The following is a 23205-nucleotide window of genomic DNA, read 5'->3' as shown; positions in this document are numbered from 1 at the left end:
GTCAACAGGAAAGGGCTATCACGATGAGACACTGCGTCTCTCCATGCGCTATCTCTCGTGGGCACTGCTGGCACTGGCGAGTTACACGCTCGTTGCACCGCTGGTGAAGCTTGCGACGGCCGAGATCCCCAGCGACGTCGCGCTCCTGGTCGCGAACGGGATGCTCGTGATCGGTGCTACGGTCGTCGTCGTCGCCTCCGACACGGCCGTCGTCCCGTATCTCACTGACTCCCACGCGATCTACGCCTACGGTGCCGGGATCTGTCTCACGATCGGCATTCTCGCGTACTACCGGGCGCTCGCAGCCGGACCGGTGAGCGTCGTCGTTCCGATCTTCGGTCTGTTCATCGTCACGAGTTCCATCATCGGGATGGCCGTCCTCGATGAACCGCTCACAGCCCGGAAACTAGCCGGGATCGGCTTCGCGATACTTGCCGTCTACCTCACTGGCGTGAATTAAAAGGGCCACAAAGGATTGGCTGAAGACACATGGGTCGGACCCGCCAACGACCGCATGCATGTCCCCCTCCCATGCCCGCAAGCTCGTGTCCATCCCGGTCCGTGCACTGGCGGCGGTCCTCGCGACGATCGGTGCCGTGCTCGCGGTCTGGCACAGCGGTCAGTTCGCGTTGCAGGCAGTCGGTTCCCCGACCTCCAGCACCGAGACGAGAACGCTGCTCGGCGTCGGTGCCGGCGTCGTCGGTTCGCTGTTCGTCCCCGGATACGTGACCGTCCGCAACTACGTCCACACCGACAGTGACGAGTAACTGCCAGTCGTTGGTCTGACCACGGTAGTACCATCCTTTTGGTTGCGGCCCTCCAAACCGTTCGTATGGTCGCACTCGACTCCGAAGCGGACGCCATCGAGCGCGGGGACGTCGCACCCGAGTTCGAACTCGAGGGCGCAGACGGGGAGACGCACTCGCTGGCGGACTTCGACGACCACGACGCAGCACTCGTCGTGTTCACGTGTAACCACTGTCCGTACGCGAAGGCGAAGTTCGACGAGTTGAACCACATCGCCGACGCCTACGACTCCGTCGCCGTCATCGGGATCAACGCCAACGACGCCGAGGAGTATCCCGAGGACTCCTACGAGAAGATGCAGGAGCTCGTCGCCGACGGGACGATCCAGTACGACGCGTACCTCCGCGACGAGTCCCAGGACGTCGCCCGGGAGTACGGCGCCGTGTGTACGCCCGACCCGTTCCTCTTCGAGGCCGACGACGGAGAGTTCAGGCTCGCGTACCACGGCCGCATCGACGACGCGCTGAATCCCGACGACGAACCGACGAACCACGAGATGCGCGAGCTCATCGACCGCCTGCTCGACGGCGAAGCGATCGACGACGAGTTCAAGCCGAGTCGCGGCTGCTCGATCAAGTGGAAGGACGACTGATCGACGACAGGCGGTCTTTTCGACCGTCGCCCGACTGTGACTGACTGCTACAGTACGGGGAGCTTGGCTCGGATGGAGTCAGTGAGCCGCCCGGCTGTGATCGCCGAGGGTGACTTTTGCTGGTACTCGATCGCTGCCTGATCGAACAGCGCGCACGTCCTGGCGACGCCTTTGGAGCGATCGATGTCGTCCATCAACGCGTGTTTCAGCGGATGCCGGACCCAACTGGGTTCCTCGTGAGCGTAGATGTCGACGGTGTCGTCCCCCTGTTCGAAGAGCACGACGTGGAGTTGCCGGTCCACCAGTGGGGTCTCCCGGTAGGTCCAACTCGCGTCTGACGTCCGTCCCGATGGCGTGTGGTGGTAGAGGCTCAGCGGGTCCCAGGCAAAGCCGAGGTCACGGAGCGTCTTCTCGAACTCCGGTGCCGTTTCCGGGGCCGTGCCGACGTACCCCTCGTCGCGAACGACGTACTCCCGCTGTCCGAACGCGTGTGCGATGTGGTCGATCGCCGGTCCGATCAGGTGGCGGAATCGGTAGAGCGGATCAGGTTGTGGGTGGTCGGGAGACATCGGACGAGTGAACTACGGGCAGAAGCCGGGAGTATGTTCGGGTGACCCGTTAGAGATCGGACACCCAGACAGCCAAGTTGTTTTGTCGCCGGCAGAGAAGAGGGTACAATGCCACTCGACCCCACAGCGACGTTCGGCACCGCCCAGCCCGTCGTCGGGATGGTCCACCTGCCGGCGCTCCCGGGCGCACCTGGCTACGACGAGCAGGCCGGCCGGGCCGGGATCAGAGAGCGTGCACTCGCGGACGCTCGCGCCCTCGCCGACGGCGGCGTCGACGGACTCGTGATCGAGAACTACGGTGATGCGCCGTTCTACCCCGAGAGCGTTCCAGAGCACGTCGTCGCAGACATGACGTGTGTGGCCGAGGTGATCTCGACGGCCGTCGACCTCCCGCTGGGGATCAACGTCCTTCGAAACGACGCGACCGCTGCGCTCTCGGTCGCAGCGGCAGTCGACGCCGACTTCGTCCGCGTGAACGTCCACACTGGCGCGCGCGTCACGGATCAGGGCGTCATCGAGGGGCGGGCCCACGAGACGCTCCGCCTCCGCGACCGGCTTGACGCAGACGTCGCCATCTTCGCGGACGTGGCGGTCAAACACTCCGCGCCGCTGGGGAATCGGACGCTGGAGACGGCCGTCGCGGACGTCATCGACCGCGGCAACGCCGACGGGCTGATCGTCTCAGGACCGGCGACCGGGCGCGCGACAGAGACGACCGACCTCCGGCGCGTAACTGACCAGCGCGACGACGTCGACGCGTCGATCCCGGTGTTCGTCGGCAGCGGCGTCACCCCCGAGAACGTCGGCGACCTGCTCTCGGTGGCCGACGGCGCTATCGTCGGGACGGCACTGAAAACGGACGGCGTGACGACGAATCCGGTCGATCCGGAGCGGGTGAGCCGGATCGTGGCCGCGCGAGACCGGTAACGTCCTGGGCCAGCGTTTTGTCCACGCCGAGTGAAGATGAGGTGATGACTGCGGACATCGTCCCCGAGACGAGCGCCAGGTTCGCGCGGATGCTCGGCCCCGAGACCGACGACGTCATCGACGAGATGGACGACCAGGCCGCCGCCGAGGGATTCCCGACGGTCGGCCCCGAGGTCGGCGGGTGGCTCCAGTTGCTCGCCCGCCTGGTCGACGCGCGCCGCGTGTTCGAGTTCGGCTCCGGGTTCGGCTACTCGGCGTACTGGTTCGCTCGTGCGCTCCCCGACGACGGCGAGGTCGTCCTGACAGAGGTCGACCAGGACGAACTGGACCAGGCCCGCGAGTACATGGCCCGCGGCGGGTTCGACGACCTCGCGAGCTACGAACTCGGCGACGCCATCGAGACGATCGACGAGTACGACGGCCCGTTCGACGTGGTACTCATCGACAACGAGAAAGATCGGTACCGCGAGGCATTCGAGTCCGTCCGGGAGAAGGTGGCCCCCGGCGGCGTCGTGGTCGCCGACAACGCGATGACTGCCGGTCCGATCGACTTCGATGCGCTCTCGACGCTGGTCGAGGGCGACGAACCCATCGGTGACGTGAACGCACAGACGCAGGGCGTCTACGAGTACCTCGAAGCCGTCCGCGGCGACCCCGCCTTCGAGACCGGCGTCATCCCGCTGGGCGAGGGGATCGCCGTCAGTCACCGGACGGCGTGACGGGGCCGCCGGGCCGTACGTTATAGCATTTGATACTCGCTGGGGACCAGTTATATAGGACCCATGGGAACTCACGGGCAGTTAGGGCCCAGTATGAGCGAGTTGATGATCGATATCCGTAAGTTGAGTATTTTTAACAAGATGGCCAAGGAGGGCGGGAACACGGTCGCGAGCCACATGAGCCAGATGACCGGGATGGAAACGGAGATGGAGATCACGAAGATCAACTTCATCGACGTGCCGGACATCCTGAAACACGTCGGCGACGAGCGCCAGATCGGGATCTACATCGAGATGAAGGAACCGCCACACGGGCACGTTCTCTTTCTGTTCAGCTCCCAGAGCGCGAAGAACCTCGCAGCCGGGATGATCGGGGACATGGGCGACACCGACCCCAACGCCAGCGGGTTCACCGAAATGGAGAAGAGCGCGATCCAGGAGATCGGCAACATCATGACCAGCGCGTTCATCGACGGGTGGGCGAACGTGCTGGAGACGACCATCGACATGGGAACGCCGAACTTCACGTTCGGTCCCGGCAGCGGAACGGTCAAAGAGATCATCGGCGACCGAGACAGCGACATGGCGCTGATGTTCGACTCTCGCGTGCACGCCCAGGACGAGGACATCGACGTCAAGGTGTACACGTTCCCCCAGCTCAACGAACTCGTCGGGCTGATGCAGCAACTCGAAGTGTAGTCCGGACCTGGTCCTTCGTTTCCGTTGGTTACTGCAGCCACCCCGGACCCAAACAGTGACAACCGTTTCGTAACTAGATCCCAACATAGTTTGGGGGAACAATCAAGGCGCAAGCGCTGGTATCCCTTCACATGCCCGGAGGCACGGACCAGACCCTACGGCCGTTCTTGTGGCGCGCGGAGAAACTCTATCCCGAGACCGAGATCGTCTCCCGTACCCACCAGGGAATCGAGCGGTACACGTACACCGAGTTCAGCGACCGGACAGCACAACTCGCGCACGCGCTGGACGAGGCAGGCGTCGCCGAGGACGCCCGCGTGGCGACGTTCTGCTGGAACCACAACCGCCACTTCGAGACGTACTTCGCCATCCCGACGACGGGGCGGCAACTCCACCTCATCAACCCGCTGCTCCCCGACGAGCACATCCAGTTCATCGTGGACGACGCCGACGATAGCGTCATTTTCGTCGATCCCTCACTCCTGCCGAAACTTGAGGGTGCAGCCGCCGGCGCCGAGGAGTTCGACGGCGTCGACCAGTTCGTCGTCATCGGCGACGAGGTGCCCGAAACCGACCTCGACCCGATCACCGACTACGAGTCGTTCATCGAGGGCCACGACATCGACTACGACTGGCCCACGCTCTCCGAGGACCGACCCGCGGGGATGTGTTACACCTCGGGGACGACGGGCAAGCCGAAGGGCGTCGAGTACACCCACAAGATGCTCTGGAGCCACACGATGGCGAGCCAGTCGCCCCAGGGGATTCCGATGGAGGACACCGACGTCGTCATGCCCGTGGTCCCGATGTTCCACGTCAACGCCTGGGGAATGCCATTCAGTGCGACGGCCGGCGGCGCGAAACACGTCTATCCCGGTCCATCGCCCGAGCCCGAAGACCTCGCGAAACTCATCGAAAACGAGGGCGTGACGATCACTGCGGGCGTCCCGACCGTGTGGCTCGGGCTGATGGAGTACGTCAAGGAGAACGACGTTGACCTCTCCGAGCTGGAGACCGTCATCGTCGGCGGGAGCGCAGCGCCCGAGGCGATGGTGCGCTTCTTCGACGACCACGGCGTCGAAGTCCTCCACGCCTGGGGGATGACCGAGATGGCGCCCATCGGCAGCGTCTCGCATCTCAAGGGCGATCTCGAAGACGCGGACTACGACACGCAGGTCGAAAAGCGCACCAAACAGGGCCTCATCGCGCCCGGCCTTGAGTTCAAGGTCATCGACGACGACGGCGAGGAGATCGCCTGGAACGGCGTGGAGTTCGGCGAACTGTACGTCCGCGGACCGTGGGTCACCACGGAGTACTTCAAGCGTCCGGAAGCGAACGAATCCGACTTCGAAGACGTCCCCGGGAGCGAAGCGACCGGGGAGTCGGAAGACGGTACGTCTTCCGGAAGATGGCTGAAAACGGGCGACATCGTCAGCGTCGACAACGACGGGTACGTCAAGATCGTCGACCGGTCGAAAGACGTCATCAAGAGCGGCGGCGAGTGGATCTCCTCGGTCGAACTCGAGAACGCTCTCATGGCGCACGAGGACGTGGCAGAGGCGACGGTCATCGGCGTTCCCCACGAGCGCTGGCAGGAACGACCCGTCGCGTTCGTCGTCCCCGCCGAAGGCGTCGACGACGAGCAGTTGGAGGCCGACCTGCGCGACCTCATCCAGGACGAGTATCCGAAGTGGTGGCTCCCGGACGAGTTCATGACCATCGACGAGGTCCCCAAAACCGCGACCGGGAAGTTCGACAAGAAGGTCCTGCGCGAGCAGTACGCCGACGAGTCACTCGTCGAGGGGCAAGTCCCGGAAGAAGCAGCCCCCGACGACGACTGAGCCGTCTCGACCAGGCTACTGATCGAGCGACCGGGTCCCGCCGCACCCGTCCTCAGAAACGGTATATTTTCTACCTGCCTGCGTTACCAGATTAAACTACAACCCCGTTTTTACTTTCCAGCGTTCCATGCGCTTAATAAAGTGTGGCCCCTGTGGACGTACGGCATGGAACTACTGACCGAGGACATCGTCCCCGAGCACGCTCGCGACGTGAAACAGGAAGCGAGAGAGTTCGCGGCGGAGCACATCGAGCCCAACGCCGCCGAGTACTACGAGTCGGGCGAGTATCCCGAGGAGATCCTCCAGGCCGGGATGGACGCCGGATTGGTCTCACAGGACATCAGCGAGGAGTACGGCGGCCGCGGACTGTCGCTCGCGCAAGTGCTGGCGATCGCAGAGGAGTTCTACCGGGCGGATGCCGGTATCGCCCTGACCCTTCAACTGGCGAGTTTCGGCGCAGAGATCCTCCAGGAGTACGGCGACGAGCGGCAGAAAGAACAGTTCCTCCGCCCGGTCGCGGAAAACGACCAGCGCACGGGGCTCGGGGTGTCCGAGCCCGAGACCGGGAGCGACCTGGCTGGGATGCAGACCACCGCCAGGAAGGAGGGCGACGAGTGGGTCATCGACGGCGAGAAGTACTGGATCGGCAACGGCGTCGAGGCCGACTGGATCACGCTGTACGCGCGGACGGGCGACGACGAGACGAACCGCTACGGCAACTTCTCGCTGTTCGTCGTTCCGACCGACGCGCCCGGCTACGAGGCCGAACACATCCCCGAGAAGATGGGCTTTCGCGCCTCCAAGCAGGCCCACATTACCCTCGACGACTGCCGCATCCCCGAAGCGAACCTCATCGGTACCGAGGGCGCGGGGTTCTACATGCTGGCGGAGTTTTTCAACCACGGTCGCGTCGTCGTCGGCGGCCACGGGCTCGGGCTCGCTGCCGCGGCCATCGAGGAAGCCTACGACTTCGTCCACGGTCGCAACGCGTTCGGCCGCACCGTGAGCGAGTTCCAGGCCGTCCAGCACACGCTCGCGGACATGCGCACGGAGTTCGAGAGCGCCCGCGCACTCAACTGGCGCGCCTGTCAGAAGGTGGAAGACGACGAGAACGCTGGCTTCTGGGCCGCACAGGCGAAGGTCAAATCGACCGAGACCGCGACTATGTGTGCCGAACGCGGGATGCAACTTCACGGGGGTCGATCCGTGCTCACCGAAAACCGCATCTCTCGGGTGTACCGCGACGTGCGCATCCCCGTCATCTACGAGGGTGCCAACGAGGTGCAGCGCAATCTGATCTACGGGCAGTGGTGAGGCACGGGTAACGACCGTAACCTCCGTGAAGGGCCGTCAGATCACTGCTCGACGTACCCGTACTCCGAGTCCAGGTAGTCGATGATCCAGTCGACGGTGTCGGGGTCGTAGGTCCAGAAGCCGTAGAAGGATCGCGGCTCGCGCTCCTCAGCGAGCAGTGCGCACTTGTTCGCGTCCTTCCCGTTGCCGTCGAAGACGACGAACCAGGACTGTTCGATCTCTTCGGCGCGTTCGATGTGGAGAGTGAACCCGAGATGGCTGGGCGGGTCCTCGTCGGGGGTCGCGTACGCGTGGACGTCGAGGTTTTTCGAGCCCAGTCGTTCGTAGGCGGGGAGCTCACCGCGGAGCGTCGAGAGGTACTGGAAGCCGGCGTAGAGTTCGCCGTCGCCCACTCGCCAGGCGCGATCTTCGATCTCCCGAGAGGCCGCGACCATCCGATCAGTGCTCCAGGACGTGAACATCGTCTCGTCGAGGTACTCGAGCAGCGGACGATAGGGGCTCTCCGAAAGTCCGATGACCGTCTCGCCGTCGGCGAGCGTCGACCGGAGCCTGTCGAGACTCGTCGCCGTCAGCACCTCGCCGTCGTCGCTTAGCGTGACGAACTCTCCGGGTTTTCCGCTCGCTGTCGTCTCGCTCGTCACGGTCAGGTTCCGGTCTGCGAACTGATCGCGCAGCTCCTGGGTGACTGCGTCGGCAGCGTTGAACACCGTCAGCGTCTTCTCGTGGGCTTCAACCCCCGCGATCAGTTCCGTGAGAGACATTCGCCTTGTCCCTCCATCGGCGGTCGGTCCCCTTAGCGTTTGTGCGGCCGGGCGTGACAGCCGGGTGACGACCGACAACGCCCCCGCTGTTCATCACGAACTTCTGTGTTTGTTTCCGCGATTTGTCATTATTAATTCGTGCTAACAATTCGCAAACTCTTTGGCTACGGCGAACGGTTTCTCGTATACGGCGGCCGACCACGGCCGATGATTTATCATGACAGACACGGAATTGATGTGGCGAATCGCTGGCGGTTCCGGGGACGGGATCGATTCGACGAGCCAGAACTTCGCCAAGGCCTTGATGCGGGCGGGACTGCACGTGTTCACACACAGACACTATCCGTCGCGTATTCGCGGCGGGCATACGTACGTGGAAGTACGCGCGGACTCGGAGCCGGTCCGCTCGCGGGGCGACGGCTTCAACTTCCTCCTGGCGCTGGGCGACAGCTTCGCGCGGAACCCCTCGGAGGACTCCTACTACGGCAACGAGGAAGTCAAACCGCTCACCGAGAACCTTGACGAACTGAACGAGGGCGGCGTCGTCGTCTACGACGAAGGGCTCCTCGACGAGGACGACGTCGCCGACCTCGACGAGCGCGCCGAGGAGAACGACTGGCACGTCTACCCCCTGGATCTGCGCGGCCTGGCCCGCGAGCACGGCCGCGAGGTCATGCGCAACACCGCCGGCGTGGGCGCGACGGCAGCGCTACTCGACATGGATCTGACCCACGTCGAGGACCTGATGGAAGACGCCATGTCCGGCGACGTGCTGGAGGCGAACCTGCAGATCCTCGAAGAGGCCTACGAGGACGTCAAAGAGAACTACGAGTTCACGCACGACCTCCGCGCACCGACGGGCGAGCACGACGAACAGCAAGTCCTGCTCTCGGGGTCGAACGCCATCGCCTACGGGGCGATCGACGAGGGCTGTCGGTTCATCTCGGGCTATCCGATGACGCCGTGGACCGACGTGTTCACGATCATGTCCAAGCACCTGCCCGAGATCGGCGGCATCTCCGAGCAGGTCGAGGACGAGATCGCCGCCGCGTCGCTGGCGATCGGCGCCTCCCACGCCGGCGTGAAGGCGATGTCCGGCTCGTCCGGCGGCGGCTTCGCGCTGATGTCCGAGCCACTCGGGCTAGCGGAGATGACCGAGACGCCGGTCGTCCTCATCGAGGCGATGCGCGCCGGCCCATCGACCGGGATGCCGACCAAACCAGAGCAGGCAGACCTCGAACACGTCCTGTATACGAGCCAGGGCGACTCCACGCGCGTGGTGTTCGCCCCGGCCAACATCCGGGAGTGTTACGACCAGATTCGCGCGGCGTTCCGCCTCGCCTACGAGTACCAGATCCCTGCGATTCTCGTCTACGACCAGAAGCTCCAGGGGGAACTGCGCAACGTCGACGAGTCCTTCTTCGACCGGGAACCAAATCCGGACCCCGGCGCGACCATGACCGAGGAGGAACTCGCTGAAGCCGCCCACCACGCCTCCGGAAAGTTCAAGCGGTTCAACTACGACCGCGAGGACGGCGTCGCCCAGCGTTCGGTGCCCGGCCAGAAGGGCGGTCGGTTCCTCGCGACCGGCAACGAGCACAACGAGGTCGGCCACATCAGCGAGGACCCGACGAACCGCGTCCTCCAGATGGACGCCCGACTCGACAAACTGAACGCCATTCGCGAGGAACTCGACGGCGGCGAGGAGTCCCACCAGACGTACCACGGCCCCGAGGACGCCGAGTACGGCATCATGGCGTGGGGCAGTCACCAGGACACGGTGTTCGAGGCCGTCGACCGACTGAACGACAACGGTCACTCCGTGAAGGCCCTGGGCGTCAGCGACCTCGCCCCCTTCCCGGAACAGGAAGTCACGGACTTCCTCGAATCGGTCGAGGAGTGCGTCGTCGTGGAGATGAACGCGACCGCGCAGTTCCGCGGCCTCACCCAGAAGGAACTGGGTCGGTTCGGGCCGAAACTGCACAGCTTCCTCAAGTACAACGGCGAACCGTTCGAGCCCTACGAGGTCGTCGACGGGTTCAAACGGACGGTCGACGGGGAGCCGGAAATCCCCGAGGGAACGAAATTCGTCCCTGCGGCAGGTGATTAATCATGAGTGCATTCAGTGCAATCGACGAAGAACGGGAGATCGACCGCGACGAGTTTACCCCCGGCATCGAACCGCAACCGACGTGGTGTCCGGGTTGTGGCGACTTCGGCGTCCTCAAGGCGCTGAAACAGGCCATGCCCGAAGTGGGCCGTACCCCCGAGGAGACGCTCCTGTGTACCGGCATCGGCTGTTCCGGGAAGCTCTCTTCGTATTTCGAGAGCTACGGCTTCCACACCATCCACGGCCGATCGCTGCCGGTCGCTCGCGCTGCCAAGTTGGCCAACCCCGGTCTGGAGGTCATCGCGGCCGGCGGTGACGGTGACGGCTACGGGATCGGCGGCAACCACTTCATCCACACGGCCCGCGAGAACCACGACATGACCTACATCGTGTTCAACAACGAGATCTTCGGGCTGACGAAGGGTCAGACCTCCCCGACGAGTCCGATGGGCCACAAGTCCAAGACCCAGCCCCACGGGAGCGCCAAATCGCCGATCCGGCCGCTCTCGCTGTCGCTGACCGCCGGGGCGACCTACGTGGCCCGGACGGCGGCCGTCAACCCCAACCAGGCCAAGGAGATCCTCGCCGAGGCGATCGAGCACGACGGCTTCGCCCACGTGGACTTCCTGACCCAGTGTCCCACCTGGAACAAGGACGCGAAACAGTACGTCCCGTACACGGACGTCCAGCAGTCCGACGACTACGACTTCGACGTGACCGACCGGGAGGAAGCCGGGAAGATGATGTACGAAGTCGAGTCCAAACTGTACGAGGGCGAAGTCCTCACCGGCCGCTTCTACGTCGACGAGGACCGCCCGTCCTACGGCGAAGAGAAGCGCGCGATCGGTGAGATGCCCGAGGAGCCGCTCGCCGAGAAGTACTTCGACGACGACGCCGAGTGGGAGCGGTCCGCCGACCTGATGCACTACCACCGGTAACCCACCACGCCGATATTTTCCACTCCCCGACCACCGTCGCGTTCCTGTCCACAGAGCGACAATCGTCTCCGGACGGCTGCAAACCGCTGTTCGTGGGGTTTCGTCGGTAGGCGACGGTGCGATGTCGGCCGGAACGAATCGAGACTCGACCAGCCAAACCGCGATTTGCGGATTCGGAAGGTATTTTTTCGCGGAAGCAAAACCTACTACTATGGCCGTCGAGTCCACGGAGGAACGCATCTTATCTGTTCTGGAGGAGGATGCCCAGGCATCCTACGCGGAGATCGCCGAACGGGCAAACGTCTCCAAACCGACCGTTCGCAAGTACATCAAAAAGATGGAAGACGAAGGCGTCATCGTCGGGTACTCTGCCGACGTCGATCCGAAGAAACTCTCCTCGAAGTCCATCGCCCTGGTCGGGTTGGACGTCGAAAGCGAGAGGTACGTCGAGGTGACGCGGACGCTGAAAAACATCGACGAGGTAGAGGCGTTGTACACCTCGAGCGGCGACCACATGCTGATGGCCGAGGTCCACGCCCCCGACGGCGACGCGCTCGGGGACGTCATCAACGAGGACATCCTCACCATCGACGGCGTTCCGGCCGCTCATCCCTCGTTCCTGCAGGAACGCCTGAAGTAACGATCGCAGACGCCCGTCCGCTCCGTGGACGGTGCTTGGTTTCCCGGTTCGTCGGCGGACAGCCCTGCTTCTAAGCCTTTATTGACCTCGGGCGGTGAGGGACGGACATGGACACCCGGCTGGTGGTGGGGTGTGGGTCGCTCGGACACGGCCTCGTCGAAGCCATGGCGGGCTATCCGGGGACGCTGCTCGTCGTCGACGAGAACGAGCGGCGCGTCGAGCGATTGCGCGAAGAAGGCGTCGCAGCCACGCACGTGCCCACCATCGATGCCGGGACGCTCAGGGAACAGGTCGACGGCGTCGACACAGTCGTCGTCGCGGACGACGACCCTTCGGCCAACCTCGACGCGGCTCGCGCCGTCAGCGTCGCGTTTCCCGGCGCGATTGTGTTAGCGTACGCAGGCGACCACCCGGATTCGGACGTCGTGGCGGAGCTCCGTTCGGTCGCCGACGACGTCGTGGACTCTGGGACGGCGACGACGGAGTTCCTGATGGATCGCATCGGCGACGACGGGCTCCAGATTCGCCAGCTCCGCCAGGTATTCTGGGACATCGAGGGCACGCTGGCCATCGTGACACACGACAACCCGGACCCGGACGCGATCGCGAGCGCGGTCGCCCTCCAGCGGATCGCGGACGCGCTCGGCGTCGACGCCGAGATCTGTTACTACGGCCGCATCTCCCACCAGGAGAACCGCGCGTTCATCAATCTGCTCGACCTGGACCTCTGTCGCCTGGAGTCCGACGTCGATCTCTCGGAGTACGCCGGCTTCGCGCTGGTCGATCACTCGCGCCCCGGCGTCAACGATCAGTTGCCGCCGGACACGGACATCGACATCGTGATCGACCACCATCCGCCGCGGGCGCCCGTCGACGCCCGATTCGTGGACCTGCGGAGCAGCGTCGGTGCGACGAGCACGCTCCTCGTCCAGTACCTCCAGCAGTTCGGCATCCAACTCGACGAGACGGTCGCGACGGCGCTGCTGTTCGGGATTCGAATCGACACCAAAGACTTCAGTCGGGAGGTGTCCATCGCGGACTTCCACGCGGCTGCGACGATCGTCCCGACGGCCGACATCGGCACGCTCGAACGGATCGAGTCGCCCAGCATCAGCGGCGATACGATGGAGACCGTCGCGAGCGCGATCAGCAACCGCGAGCGCCGCGGAGCAGTCCTCACGAGTTGCGTCGACGGCCTCGGTGACAGGGACGCGCTCGCCCAGGCAGCCGACCAGTTACTCGACCTCGACGGGATCAACGCGACGGTCGTCTTCGGCGTCATCGACGGCGTCATCTACGTGTCCGGTCGCGCCCGCGGCACCGACCTGGACCTCGGCGAGACGCTCCGGGACGCCTTCGACCAGATCGGCAGCGCCGGCGGCCACGCCGACATGGCCGGGGCACAGATTCCGGTCGCCGAGACGACGCTCGCGACGGACCCGGAGGTGCCGATCACGAGCGCCGACGGCGACGGCCAGGCGACGGTCGACGCCGTCGGGTCCGAAGAGAGCGCGTCAGACGGCGAGTCGACGGCCGCAGTGACCTCGGAACCCAGTCCCTCGACGGATCTGGAGACGTTCGTCACCGAGCGCTTCTACGAGGCACTCAGGTCTCGGCCACGACGGGAGACGGCCGGGTTGGCGTTCACGACCGACGACTCGTGGTTCGCGACTCGGTGAGGGCCACGAGCCGGTGTCGACGACCGAATAGGGACGGTAGCGAAGGGGTTTTCACCGCGGGGGAAGATGACTCCCCTGATGGACGACGACGGGAAGCCACGGGTCAAAGATTACATGACCCGCGACGTTGCGACCGTGTCACCCGATGATTTCGTCGACGACGTCGCTCGACGCATTGCTGAGTCTGACGACACCCACAGCGGGTTCCCGGTCTGTGACGGTCGCCACGTCGAGGGGTTCGTCAGCGCACGCGACCTCCTGCTGGCCGAAGATCACGAGCCGATTTTCAAGGTCATGACCCAGGATCTGCTGGTCGCACATCCGGACATGAAGTTGACCGACGCGTCTCGGGTCATCCTCCGGGCGGGGATCCAGCGCCTCCCGGTCGTCGACGACGCCGGCAATCTCGTCGGGATCATCAGCAACGCCGACGTCATCCGCAGCCAGATCGAGCGCGCGACGCCCGGGAAAGTCGACAAGCTGATCCGGACGCTCGAAAGCATCCACGGCATCGAGGCCAGCGAGGATCGCCGGAAGGTCCCCCTGTCGGACCTGATTCCCACCCAGAGTCGAGTGTACGCCGACGAACTCGAAGGCCGACGGTACGAACTCGAGCGTGGCCTCGCCGAACCGCTCGTCGTCATCGACAACGACGGCCAGTTGCTGCTCGCAGACGGGCACCACCGCGTGAAAGCCGCCGACAAACTGGACATCGAAAAGATGGACGCGTACGTCATCGTCATCGACGAACGCGTCGAGTTGGGCATGGCGAAGACCGCCGAAAAGGAGAATCTCTCCAGCATCGACGACATCGAAGAGGTCGACTACGCCCACCATCCGCTGATCGAGACGACGAAACGACTCCAGGACGACCAGTAACGTCCCGGTGGACACGTCGCGTCTGGTTACGACACACGTTCTCACAGACGTCTCTAATTTCGAAAGGTTGTTCTCGAATGAAATGAAACCCCTCGGACGATGTGTCCTCGCAGACTGCGAACACGTGAACTGGCAGTCATCGTCGCCCTCCTCGGCGTCGCCGCGATGGCGGCGCCAGTGACGGCCAGTGAGACGGGTGTATCGGACGCGTCGTCAGCCCAGTCGGCCGACGACGGCAGCAATCGAACCTTCAACGACACGGCCATCGTAACGGCCACGAGAACGCCCGACGGTGGTGTCCTCCTCGGCGGGAGTACCGGCTTCCGAGACGGAGACGGTACCCTGTTGAAGCTCGCCGCCAACGGGTCGACGGCGTGGACCCGGAGTTACGACACGGCGAACCGAAGCGGTATCGCTGCCCTCGATACCGGACCGAACGGTAACGTCTACTTCCTCCAGTACGCGTACGAGCCGTCGGAGGACGGGTTCGGCGGGTACTCCGTCTGGCTGGTCAGCGCGACGGAAGCCGGCGAGGTCAGATGGCGAGAACCGCTCAACCGCAGTGGGCACTACGGTGGCGGCGGGTTCCCCGTCGGCGCCGACGGCCCTGCGCTCATCGGTCCGTCGCCGGACCGAGAAGCCGTCACCCTCCAGCAGTTCGGCACTGACGGCGACCTGCGCTGGAATCGCACGTACGAGATCGACGCCTCGCCGCAGACGATCGAAGCGCACGGCGACGGCTATCTCATCGCCGGCACCGTCGGATACGAACACCCGTGGGTGCTGGAGACCGGCGACGACGGAGCCGTCGAGGCGAATCGGACCTACGAGAGCTCTCGCGTCGAGCGACTCGCCGGCGTGGTGCCGACCGACGACGGGTACCTCGTCGCCGGCGCGTACAGCGCAGATCACCACGGACAGAACCCGTGGGCGGCCAAACTCGGACGTGACGGCGTCGCCCGCTGGAGTCGAGTGTATCCGCAGGCGGACGACGTGCAGGTGCAGAACGCCTTCCCCGACGGCGACGGCATCACCCTCGTCGGAGGCGGTGACATGAGCGACCCCGAAGACGCGAGCAGCTATCTCGTCGGCGTCGGACCGAACGGCAACGAACGCTTCAGCGAGCGCGTCGACGGCGCCAGGTCGACAGTCGCAGTTCCCGGATCGAACCGGCAGGTCACTCTCGTCGGGATACAGGGGTACCCAGGTCCGTCCGGAACCGTCTCGAGTAGCGTCCTGACGATGACACTCCCGGAGAACGCCACGGACCAAGAGGAGTCACCGATCGAGCCGCTCACATCCGGGGAGACGTACTACCGCGGCCAGGATCTGGAATTCGTTCGGCCGAGCGCGGCTGGTGAGACGGTCGACCTCGTCGTCGTGCCCGGCGAATACGACGACTTCGATCCGCACGTCGTCCGCCGCGTCGAACTCGACGGGGACGGCCGCGTGATCGTCGAATCAGCGACCCTGGAGCGCGGGACGTACTACCTCCAGACGAGCGACGGATCGCCGATCCGGAGCACGAGCGGGTGGGCGCTGAAAGAGAGCGACCGCGACAGTGCGACCTTCCAGCTCGAGACCCAGGAGCTCCACCGGGGCTACTACCCCGGGCGCGAACCGAAGCAGTACGTCGATCGCGCCGCTGGCGAGTCCAACGCGACGCTCACGATCGAATCCGAGCGCCAGAACTACGACCTGCTCGTCAGCGCCGATCGGTTCCGCGGGGACGAGGTCGGAGCCGAGACCCTCCGGAACCTGTTCGCCGACGAGTCCGTCAGCATCGAGCAGTTCCGGGGCACGACGGTCGCGCGACTCCCGGCGAGCGGAACGGAGAACCTCACGCTCACCGTCGACGACGTGGACGCCGGCCTGTACGACTTCACGTTCCGCGGTGCTGACACCAGCGAGGGCGGTGCGGTCGCGGAGCGTCGACTCGTGATCGGCGCAGAGACGCCACGCCCCGTGTCGTTCTCGCTGCGCAACACCACGCTCTCGGTCCCGGTGGGGAACGAAACCGCGACGAACGTGACGCTCCACGACGTCACCGCAGGTGTCGGTGCGATGTCGATGAGCGCGAACCGAACGGGACCGCCCGCCATCGGCCTCTCGCTGGATCTGGACGTCAACGCCACGTCGATGCAAGCCGGCTCCAGCTGGGGCGATCACCGCTCGGAGGCGGACGCACAAGTCTTCGACGCGAACACGGCCAACGGGACCGTCGAGATCGGCACACTGTCGGTCACGGCCGACAACCTCGATCCCGAGTCGCAGCCGACGAACACGGTCACCGTCCGGCTGGACTGGGTCGTCGACGAGAACGGCGTTCCTTACACGCTCCCGGGTGAAACGACCGTCACAGTTCGCGTCGAAAACATCGAGAACGCAACGGGCGAGTATCACGAGCGACGTGGTCCCACGGATCACGGAGTAGCGACGTCCTCCGGGACAGTTCGAGCAGGGTAGGCGCGACGCGACCCCAACGAGCCCTTCCTTCGCTCATCGGGACGGCCCCAGGACGTCGAGTGGGGACTCGCGAGGCTGGGTCACGCTGGGACGGTGAGTACGGCAGTGGTTCCGTCGTCGTCGACGTCGAAGTCGATGGACGCGTTCGAGTTGCTGATGACCCAGTGCACGATCCAGAGGCCGATGCCGCTCCCGTGTTCGAGCGGCGTTTCCTCTCCCTGCTCGAGCACTCGGAGTTCCTGCGCGGGTACTCCCGGTCCGTTGTCACTGATGGTCAGGCGAACGGTCTCGTCACGTTCGGTGAGTCTCACGTCGACCTCAGGGGCTGCCGAGTCGTTGTGCTTCGCTGCGTTCCCGAGTAGATTCTTGACTGCGAGTTCGATAGACGGCGTCACGACCGCGGTACAGTTCTCGGGACAGTCGAGCGTGAACGACACCGTCGGAAACTGCGTCCGGTATTCGTTGAACGTCTCCGTAAGGATCTGACTCAGGTCGATCGTCATCGGCTGCTGGTCTTTCTGGATCAGTTTCTCGATGGATCGTGCTTTCTCACTGATCGCGACCAGGTCGTCCGCTTTCGAGATGACTTTCTCCGCCATCGCCTGCTGCTCACCGGCGAGGTCAGCGGCCAACAGTTCGTTGTAGCCTTTGACGACCGTGAGGTCGTTCCGGATGTTGTGGCGAAGCACGCGTGACAGTACCTGCCGTAACAGATCGAGTTCCTGCTCGCGCTCCCGGAGCTCCTGTTCCCGTTTTTTCAGGAGCGTGATCTCCCGAAGGACGATCAGTCGCCCCTCCTGTTTACCGGCGAGATCGTGAATCGGCGAGATGCTAATGTCGAAGTATCGGACAGTACCGTCCTGGGTGACGCTGATCTCCGTGTCGACCACGTCCCTGTCTTGGAAGCGATCGACCGCGTCCGGGAACGCGGAGAAGAATTCCTCACCCGAGATGCCGACGTAGTTCGGGCCGACGTCGACCATCTCGCGGGCAGCCGGATTACAGTCGACGACTCGCCCGTTGGTATCGACAGTGACGACTGCGTCCGACATGTTCTCGACGGCCCGTGCTCGACCGATCGGGACGATGTCCAGCAGCTGCGCGCGAAAGAGCGCCCAGCCCAGGATGAACACCGTCGCAACGTACCCGAACGGCGTCAGGTCGAACGGCGTCTCCGCAACGATGTGGACCACGTTGAATATGGTCGGCGGAATCAGGCTCGCGAACAGTGCAATGCTCTGCGTTCGGCGAACGCCGCGTGCACTGAGCACCTCACTGAGAACGAGCAGGGCAGCGACGAGGTTGAACACGTATCCGACGACGGCGTGCACCCAGAAGATAGCCTGATAGTTCGACACGATGCTCGTGACGGCGGTAAACGAGGTTCCCTGACCGTAGACGAGGTGGTGAGCGGGATTCGTCCAGACGAACAATTGGAAAAGGAGGGGTTCGAGCGCGAGGAGACCAAGCACGCGACGCGTCGGTGTGAGCAGCCCAGTGTACACAGATAAGACGAGAAACCAACCGATGATCGAGAAACTCGCGCCCAGGAGGAGAACGTTCCAGGTGATGAACGCCAGTCCCTGCGTCGTGACAGCCGTGTGTGCAGCACTGGCGAGTCCCCAGAGGCTGAGCCCCGCAATGACGATTCCCATGCCGACCGCTCCCGGATTGTCCCTGTTCCGGAGCACCGGACGGACGAGAATCAACGGCAAAAGACCGCACGCAATATAGGCGATGATAAGGAGTGTTTGGAACGAATCCATTTCGGACGATTCCCCAGTCGAGTCCCCCCTATTAAGAAATGAGGTTCAAATTGAAACTTCGAAACCGACACACTTCGTCGGCGGTCGGTGTCGTCCCCGACATCGAAGTCATTATTCCCGGCCGAAGGGTTAAGCGCGCGCCGAATGTAAACATGTGGCATGTACGACGAGGACGACCTCGCGGCGATTCGCGAGGGGCGCACTGAGTGGGAAGAAGAGACCCTCGGGCCGGTGCTCGACGCCTACGGAGAGCGCCGAGAGCGTTTCGCGACCGTCTCGAACCTCGAGGTCGACCGGCTGTACACGCCCGCGGACGTCGCCGATCTGGATTACGCAGAGGATCTCGGATTCCCCGGCGAGGAGCCGTTCACTCGCGGGCCGTATCCGACGATGTACCGCGGGCGGACCTGGACGATGCGGCAGTTCGCCGGGTTCGGCACCGCCGAAGAGACCAACGAGCGCTTCCACTACCTCATCGACGAGGGCCAGACCGGCCTGTCGACGGCGTTCGACATGCCGAGCCTCATGGGCCTGGACAGCGACGACGAGATGAGCGACGGCGAAGTCGGAAAGGAAGGCGTCGCCGTCGACACGCTGCGAGACATGGAGATCCTGTTCGACGGGATCGACCTCGGCGAGGTCTCCACGTCCTTTACCATCAACCCGAGCGCGCCGGTCATCTACGCGATGTACATCGCGCTGGCGGACCAGCAGGGCGTTCCGCGCGAGGAGATCCGCGGGACACTCCAGAACGACATGCTCAAGGAGTTCATCGCGCAGAAGGAGTGGGTCGTGCCGCCGGAACCCTCGCTCTCGGTCGTCACCGACGTCATCGAGTTCGCCGTCGCGGAAACGCCGACGTTCAAGCCGGTCTCCGTCTCGGGGTACCACATCCGCGAAGCCGGATCGACAGCCGTCCAGGAACTCGCGTTCACGCTGGCGGACGGCTTCGCCTACGTCGAGGACTGTCTGGAGCGGGGCCTCGACGTCGACGAGTTCGGTCCCCAACTCTCCTTTTTCTTCAACTCGCACAACTCCATCTTCGAGGAAGTCGCGAAGTTCCGCGCCGGACGCCGCATCTACGCGCGGATCATGGACGAGTGGTACGGCGCCGACGAACCGGCGGCCAAGCAGCTGAAGTTCCACACCCAGACGGCGGGTCAGTCCCTGACGGCCCAGCAACCGCTCAACAACGTCGTCCGCGTCACCATTCAGGCGCTGGCGGGCGTCATGGGCGGCAGCCAGAGCCTCCACACCAACAGTTTCGACGAGGCCCTGGCCCTGCCCAGCGAAGAAGCCGTCAGAGTCGCGCTCCGCACGCAGCAGATCATCGCCGAGGAGTCCGGTGCGGCGGACATCGTCGACCCGATGGGCGGCTCCTTCGCTATCGAGGCGCTGACCGACGAGGTCGAACAGCAGACGATGGCCTACATCGAGGAGATCAAGGAAATGGGCGACGGCTCCGTCCGGGACGGCGTGCTGGAGGGTATCCGGCAGGGGTACTTCCACCGCGAGATTCAGGACTCGGCCTACGAGTACCAGGAGCGCGTCGACGACGGGGAGGAGATTGTCGTCGGGGTCAACAAGTACACCATCGAGGAGGACACCGAGCCGGACATCCTGAAAGTCGACGACGACGTGCAGGAACGCCAGCGCGAACGGCTCGCAGAGGTCAAAGCCGACCGCGACGACGAAGCGGTCGCGGACGCCCTCGAGTCGGTTCGCGAGGCCATCGCGAACGACGAGAACGTGATGCCGTCGATCATCGCGGCCGTCAAGGCCTACGCGACGATGGGGGAGATCATGGCCGTCTTCGAGGAGTACTACGGGTCCTACCAGGAGACCGTCGGACTGGCGTGACGTCCGAGAACTCGGCATCCCGCCTGCTGTCACGGGCCCACAGCGTGGCCATTGGTGGAGTGTGTCCCAATACCTTCATATCGGTCTGGTCCTGCGAGTTACGTAATGAATTGCCACGTGGCATCGAAGTGGAGCTCACTTCTCATCAGTTGGCAAGTAGCTGGCGTCGTCTCGGAACCAGCGCGTGATGTCTGAAGGACTCACCGCGGTGGTCGTCGCTAACACGGCAGAGCCGGTCGACCGCATCGAGACAGCACTCGATGAGGTTTACGACGGAGTGACGATCCTGGAATCGACAGACGGTCGACCCGCAGTGGACTGTATCGTCGCCGTCGCTCCGCTCTCCGACGACGAGTGGGCGGTCGTCGAAGACGCGGCGGCCAGCGCATCCCGGCCGCCCGTGGTCGTGCTCGCCGGCGAATCCGAGGCTGGCGGGCATCGCGGCCCGGAGACGGCGACGGTGACGGACGTCGTCGCGGGGGGCGAGGACCGGTTCGAGCGGTTGGCGAACCGCGTTCGGGGGATGGTCGAGATGCGGCGGTCGGACGACGAACGCGAGCAGACGGCGTCCGTGGCGCACCTGACCGACCTCTACGAAGTCGCGACCGACGCGTCGCTGTCGTTCACGGAGAAAGCGAACCGGATGCTCGAAATCGGGCTGGACAGGCTCGACGTCGAGAACGCCCACCTGTCGACCATCGACCGGGAACCCGAACACTACGAGATCGTCGCGAGCATCGGCGACCTGCCGATCGAACCGGGCGATCTCATGGACCTCCCACGGACGTTCTGCCGGAAGACGATCGAGACCGACGACGTCCTCGCGTTCAGCCACGCCAGTGAACAGGGGTGGAGCGACGATCCGGCCTACGAGCGGAGCAACATCGAGTGTTATCTGGGGTCGCGCGTCGTGGTCGGCGGCACGCTGTACGGGACCGTCTGCTTTCTCGACCGTTCGCCCCACAGTAGCTTCAGCGAGGCTGAACAGACCTTCGTGAGCCTCATCGCCCGGTGGCTGAGCCACGAACTCGAGCGGACGCGACGAGAGGAGGCACTGGAAACGCTCCAGGGTGGGATGACGGAACTCATGCGTGCGACGACGAAAGCCGGCGTCTGCGAGATCGCGATCGGCATCGCCGGGGACGCCGTGGAGGCCCCCAGCGCCCGCGCGTGGCTCCTGGACGACGACGAGACGACCCTCGAGCAGGTGACGAGTCTCAGCGGCAACGTAGGGTCACGAACGCTCCACCGGGGAGACGCCGGAACGGACCGACTGTGGGCGGCCGTCGACGAGGGCGAGGTGACGACGTTCGACAGCACCGCGGTCCCGCAGAACGAGGCAGCGTCGGCGGGAACCGTCCAGAGCGAGGTCGTCATCCCGCTCGACGGATTCGGCGTCGTAACGGTGTCCGCCGAGACGGCCGAAGCCTTCGACGCGATCGACGTCTCGTTGTTGAAGATGATCGGATCGAACACCGTGGCAGCACTCGAGCGGACCGAGTGGATCGAGGAACTCAGCGCTGCACACGAACGCTCCAGACGCATCTTCGAGTCCGCCAGCGACGGACTCTTGCTCATCGATCCGGACGACGACGAGATCGTCGACTGCAACGACCGGGCCACGGACCTCTTCGGGTACGACGACCCCGAATCCCTCCAGTCGGTCGCCGCGTCGACGATCTGTCCCGAGGACCGAGAACGGTTCGAGGAACTGATCACGGAGGTTCGAGAGGGCGGTCGCGGGTGGATCGAGGAACTCGCCTGTGCGGGCCAGGACGGCCACCGAATCCCCCTCGAGGTGACGGCCGCGACGATAGCACTGCCCGAAGGGACCAGGATTCTCGCCAGCCTCCGGGACATCAGCGAGCGCAAGCGTCGCGAACAGGCGCTGAACGTGTTCAACCGCGTGCTCCGGCACAACATCCGAAACGACATGAACGTCGTCATCGGGCGCGCCGCGATGATCCGCGATCAGGCCAGCGATCCCGCCCTCGAACGCAGCGCAGCCGAGATTCTGAAGACGGGCCGAAAGCTGACGGCACTCGGTGAGAAAGCCCGGACGTTCCAGAAAGTCGACGAACGCGACACCGACCTGGAGCAGGTCGATCTCCGGGCGATACTCGACCAGATCAGTGCGAACCTCGAAGCCGACTATCCCGCAGGGACAGTCGACGTTGCTGGTGCCGAAGCCGCGCCCGCCGCCGTCGAGACGACCGTCGACGTCGCGTTCCGTGAACTCTGTGAGAACGGGCTCCAACACGCGACGACGGCCGAGCCGACCGTGTCCGTGACCGTCTCGCGGGTTTCGAACGGGCAACAGTTCGCGGTCACGATCAGCGACGAGGGCCCAGGCCTGCCGTCCCAGGACTGTGCCGTCTTGGAGGGGGAGACGGAGACGCCGCTCAACCACGGCAGCGGACTCGGCCTCTGGCTCGCGAACTGGATCGTCCGGACGAACGGAGGCACGATCACGGTCGTCGAGTCCAGCGACCGAGGGACGACGATCCGCCTCACGTTTCCTGCCGCGGAGTGACAGCTGCACGCAGGCCTGCTCGATGCGCTGGCCTCGGTGTCAACGAGTCCGATATGCAAAGTGACCTTCACAAAACACATTACGCGAGGGTCACGATTTCGACAG

General features: G+C 64.5%; 19 protein-coding genes. 16 read left to right on the top strand and 3 right to left on the bottom strand.

The window, feature by feature from the left end; translation table 11 throughout:
• Nucleotides 1–43: 43 nt before the first annotated feature.
• The 3 genes from ACFR9U_RS10705 to ACFR9U_RS10695 all read left to right on the top strand — a co-directional run bounded on the left by ACFR9U_RS10705 (nucleotide 44) and on the right by ACFR9U_RS10695 (nucleotide 1399).
• Entirely contained in the window at nucleotides 44–460 is a 417-nt protein-coding gene (locus ACFR9U_RS10705) for an EamA family transporter (RefSeq protein ID WP_247373460.1), read from the top strand.
• A 58-nt stretch (nucleotides 461–518) separates the two neighbouring features.
• Complete coding sequence (locus tag ACFR9U_RS10700) at nucleotides 519–767, top strand: hypothetical protein (protein ID WP_247373462.1); 249 nt, start codon at nucleotides 519–521, stop codon at nucleotides 765–767.
• Between the two features lie 65 nt (nucleotides 768–832).
• The gene (locus tag ACFR9U_RS10695) at nucleotides 833–1399 is read left to right on the top strand and encodes a thioredoxin family protein (RefSeq protein WP_247373464.1); all 567 of its coding nucleotides are present in this window, start codon (nucleotides 833–835) and stop codon (nucleotides 1397–1399) included.
• 47 nt (nucleotides 1400–1446) lie between these two features.
• On the opposite strand, the gene ACFR9U_RS10690 is transcribed toward ACFR9U_RS10695, so the two are convergent.
• Nucleotides 1447–1968, bottom strand: a complete 522-nt coding sequence (locus tag ACFR9U_RS10690; RefSeq protein ID WP_247373466.1) for a hypothetical protein — start codon at nucleotides 1966–1968, stop codon at nucleotides 1447–1449.
• 108 nt (nucleotides 1969–2076) lie between these two features.
• Here ACFR9U_RS10690 and ACFR9U_RS10685 point away from each other — a divergent pair, with 108 nt between their 5' ends.
• From ACFR9U_RS10685 to ACFR9U_RS10665, 5 genes are all read left to right on the top strand, one after another.
• Nucleotides 2077–2895 (top strand): BtpA/SgcQ family protein, encoded by an 819-nt coding sequence (locus ACFR9U_RS10685; protein WP_247373479.1) that lies wholly within the window; start codon nucleotides 2077–2079, stop codon nucleotides 2893–2895.
• Nucleotides 2896–2939: 44 nt separating this feature from the next.
• Complete coding sequence (locus tag ACFR9U_RS10680) at nucleotides 2940–3614, top strand: O-methyltransferase (RefSeq protein ID WP_247373482.1); 675 nt, start codon at nucleotides 2940–2942, stop codon at nucleotides 3612–3614.
• 105 nt (nucleotides 3615–3719) lie between these two features.
• Nucleotides 3720–4313, top strand: a complete 594-nt coding sequence (locus ACFR9U_RS10675; RefSeq protein ID WP_247376118.1) for a chemotaxis protein CheC — start codon at nucleotides 3720–3722, stop codon at nucleotides 4311–4313.
• A 131-nt stretch (nucleotides 4314–4444) separates the two neighbouring features.
• On the top strand, nucleotides 4445–6154 hold the full coding sequence (locus tag ACFR9U_RS10670; protein ID WP_247373484.1) for a long-chain fatty acid--CoA ligase: 1710 nt from the start codon (nucleotides 4445–4447) through the stop codon (nucleotides 6152–6154).
• 165 nt (nucleotides 6155–6319) lie between these two features.
• A complete protein-coding gene (locus ACFR9U_RS10665) occupies nucleotides 6320–7468 on the top strand; it encodes an acyl-CoA dehydrogenase family protein (RefSeq protein WP_247373486.1) in 1149 nt (382 codons plus the stop codon).
• Between the two features lie 41 nt (nucleotides 7469–7509).
• On the opposite strand, the gene ACFR9U_RS10660 is transcribed toward ACFR9U_RS10665, so the two are convergent.
• The gene (locus tag ACFR9U_RS10660) at nucleotides 7510–8229 is read right to left on the bottom strand and encodes a DICT sensory domain-containing protein (RefSeq protein ID WP_247373489.1); all 720 of its coding nucleotides are present in this window, start codon (nucleotides 8227–8229) and stop codon (nucleotides 7510–7512) included.
• Nucleotides 8230–8446: 217 nt separating this feature from the next.
• Here ACFR9U_RS10660 and ACFR9U_RS10655 point away from each other — a divergent pair, with 217 nt between their 5' ends.
• The 6 genes from ACFR9U_RS10655 to ACFR9U_RS10630 all read left to right on the top strand — a co-directional run bounded on the left by ACFR9U_RS10655 (nucleotide 8447) and on the right by ACFR9U_RS10630 (nucleotide 16941).
• A complete protein-coding gene (locus tag ACFR9U_RS10655; RefSeq protein WP_247373491.1) occupies nucleotides 8447–10339 on the top strand; it encodes a 2-oxoacid:acceptor oxidoreductase subunit alpha in 1893 nt (630 codons plus the stop codon).
• Between the two features lie 2 nt (nucleotides 10340–10341).
• Nucleotides 10342–11277 carry a thiamine pyrophosphate-dependent enzyme gene (locus tag ACFR9U_RS10650; protein WP_247373493.1) on the top strand — a complete coding sequence of 312 codons (936 nt, stop codon included), beginning with the start codon at nucleotides 10342–10344 and terminating at the stop codon, nucleotides 11275–11277.
• A gap of 211 nt (nucleotides 11278–11488) precedes the next feature.
• Nucleotides 11489–11917: an HTH-type transcriptional regulator LrpA1 gene (lrpA1, locus tag ACFR9U_RS10645; RefSeq protein ID WP_247373495.1), complete on the top strand. Its 429-nt coding sequence runs from the start codon at nucleotides 11489–11491 to the stop codon at nucleotides 11915–11917.
• Between the two features lie 107 nt (nucleotides 11918–12024).
• Nucleotides 12025–13596, top strand: coding sequence for a DHH family phosphoesterase (locus tag ACFR9U_RS10640; RefSeq protein ID WP_247373497.1), 1572 nt, complete (start codon nucleotides 12025–12027; stop codon nucleotides 13594–13596).
• A gap of 78 nt (nucleotides 13597–13674) precedes the next feature.
• Nucleotides 13675–14475, top strand: coding sequence for a CBS domain-containing protein (locus ACFR9U_RS10635; protein ID WP_247373510.1), 801 nt, complete (start codon nucleotides 13675–13677; stop codon nucleotides 14473–14475).
• 99 nt (nucleotides 14476–14574) lie between these two features.
• Nucleotides 14575–16941 carry a hypothetical protein gene (locus tag ACFR9U_RS10630; protein WP_379814282.1) on the top strand — a complete coding sequence of 789 codons (2367 nt, stop codon included), beginning with the start codon at nucleotides 14575–14577 and terminating at the stop codon, nucleotides 16939–16941.
• 80 nt (nucleotides 16942–17021) lie between these two features.
• Here ACFR9U_RS10630 and ACFR9U_RS10625 read toward each other — a convergent pair whose 3' ends face one another.
• Entirely contained in the window at nucleotides 17022–18707 is a 1686-nt protein-coding gene (locus ACFR9U_RS10625; RefSeq protein WP_247373514.1) for a histidine kinase N-terminal 7TM domain-containing protein, read from the bottom strand.
• A gap of 159 nt (nucleotides 18708–18866) precedes the next feature.
• On the opposite strand from ACFR9U_RS10625, the gene ACFR9U_RS10620 reads away from it, so the two are divergent.
• Together ACFR9U_RS10620 and ACFR9U_RS10615 are read left to right on the top strand one after the other, a co-directional pair.
• Nucleotides 18867–20567, top strand: a complete 1701-nt coding sequence (locus ACFR9U_RS10620) for a methylmalonyl-CoA mutase family protein (protein ID WP_247373516.1) — start codon at nucleotides 18867–18869, stop codon at nucleotides 20565–20567.
• A 187-nt stretch (nucleotides 20568–20754) separates the two neighbouring features.
• A complete protein-coding gene (locus ACFR9U_RS10615; protein ID WP_247373518.1) occupies nucleotides 20755–23100 on the top strand; it encodes an ATP-binding protein in 2346 nt (781 codons plus the stop codon).
• The last annotated feature ends 105 nt before the right edge of the window (nucleotides 23101–23205 follow it).

The sequence above is a fragment of the Halorientalis brevis genome, from assembly GCF_042678165.1.
In the GTDB taxonomy this organism is placed as follows: Archaea; Halobacteriota; Halobacteria; order Halobacteriales; family Haloarculaceae; genus Halorientalis; species Halorientalis brevis.
The sequence above is the reverse complement of the archived record's forward strand: the minus strand, read 5'-3'. Positions and strand labels throughout refer to the sequence as shown.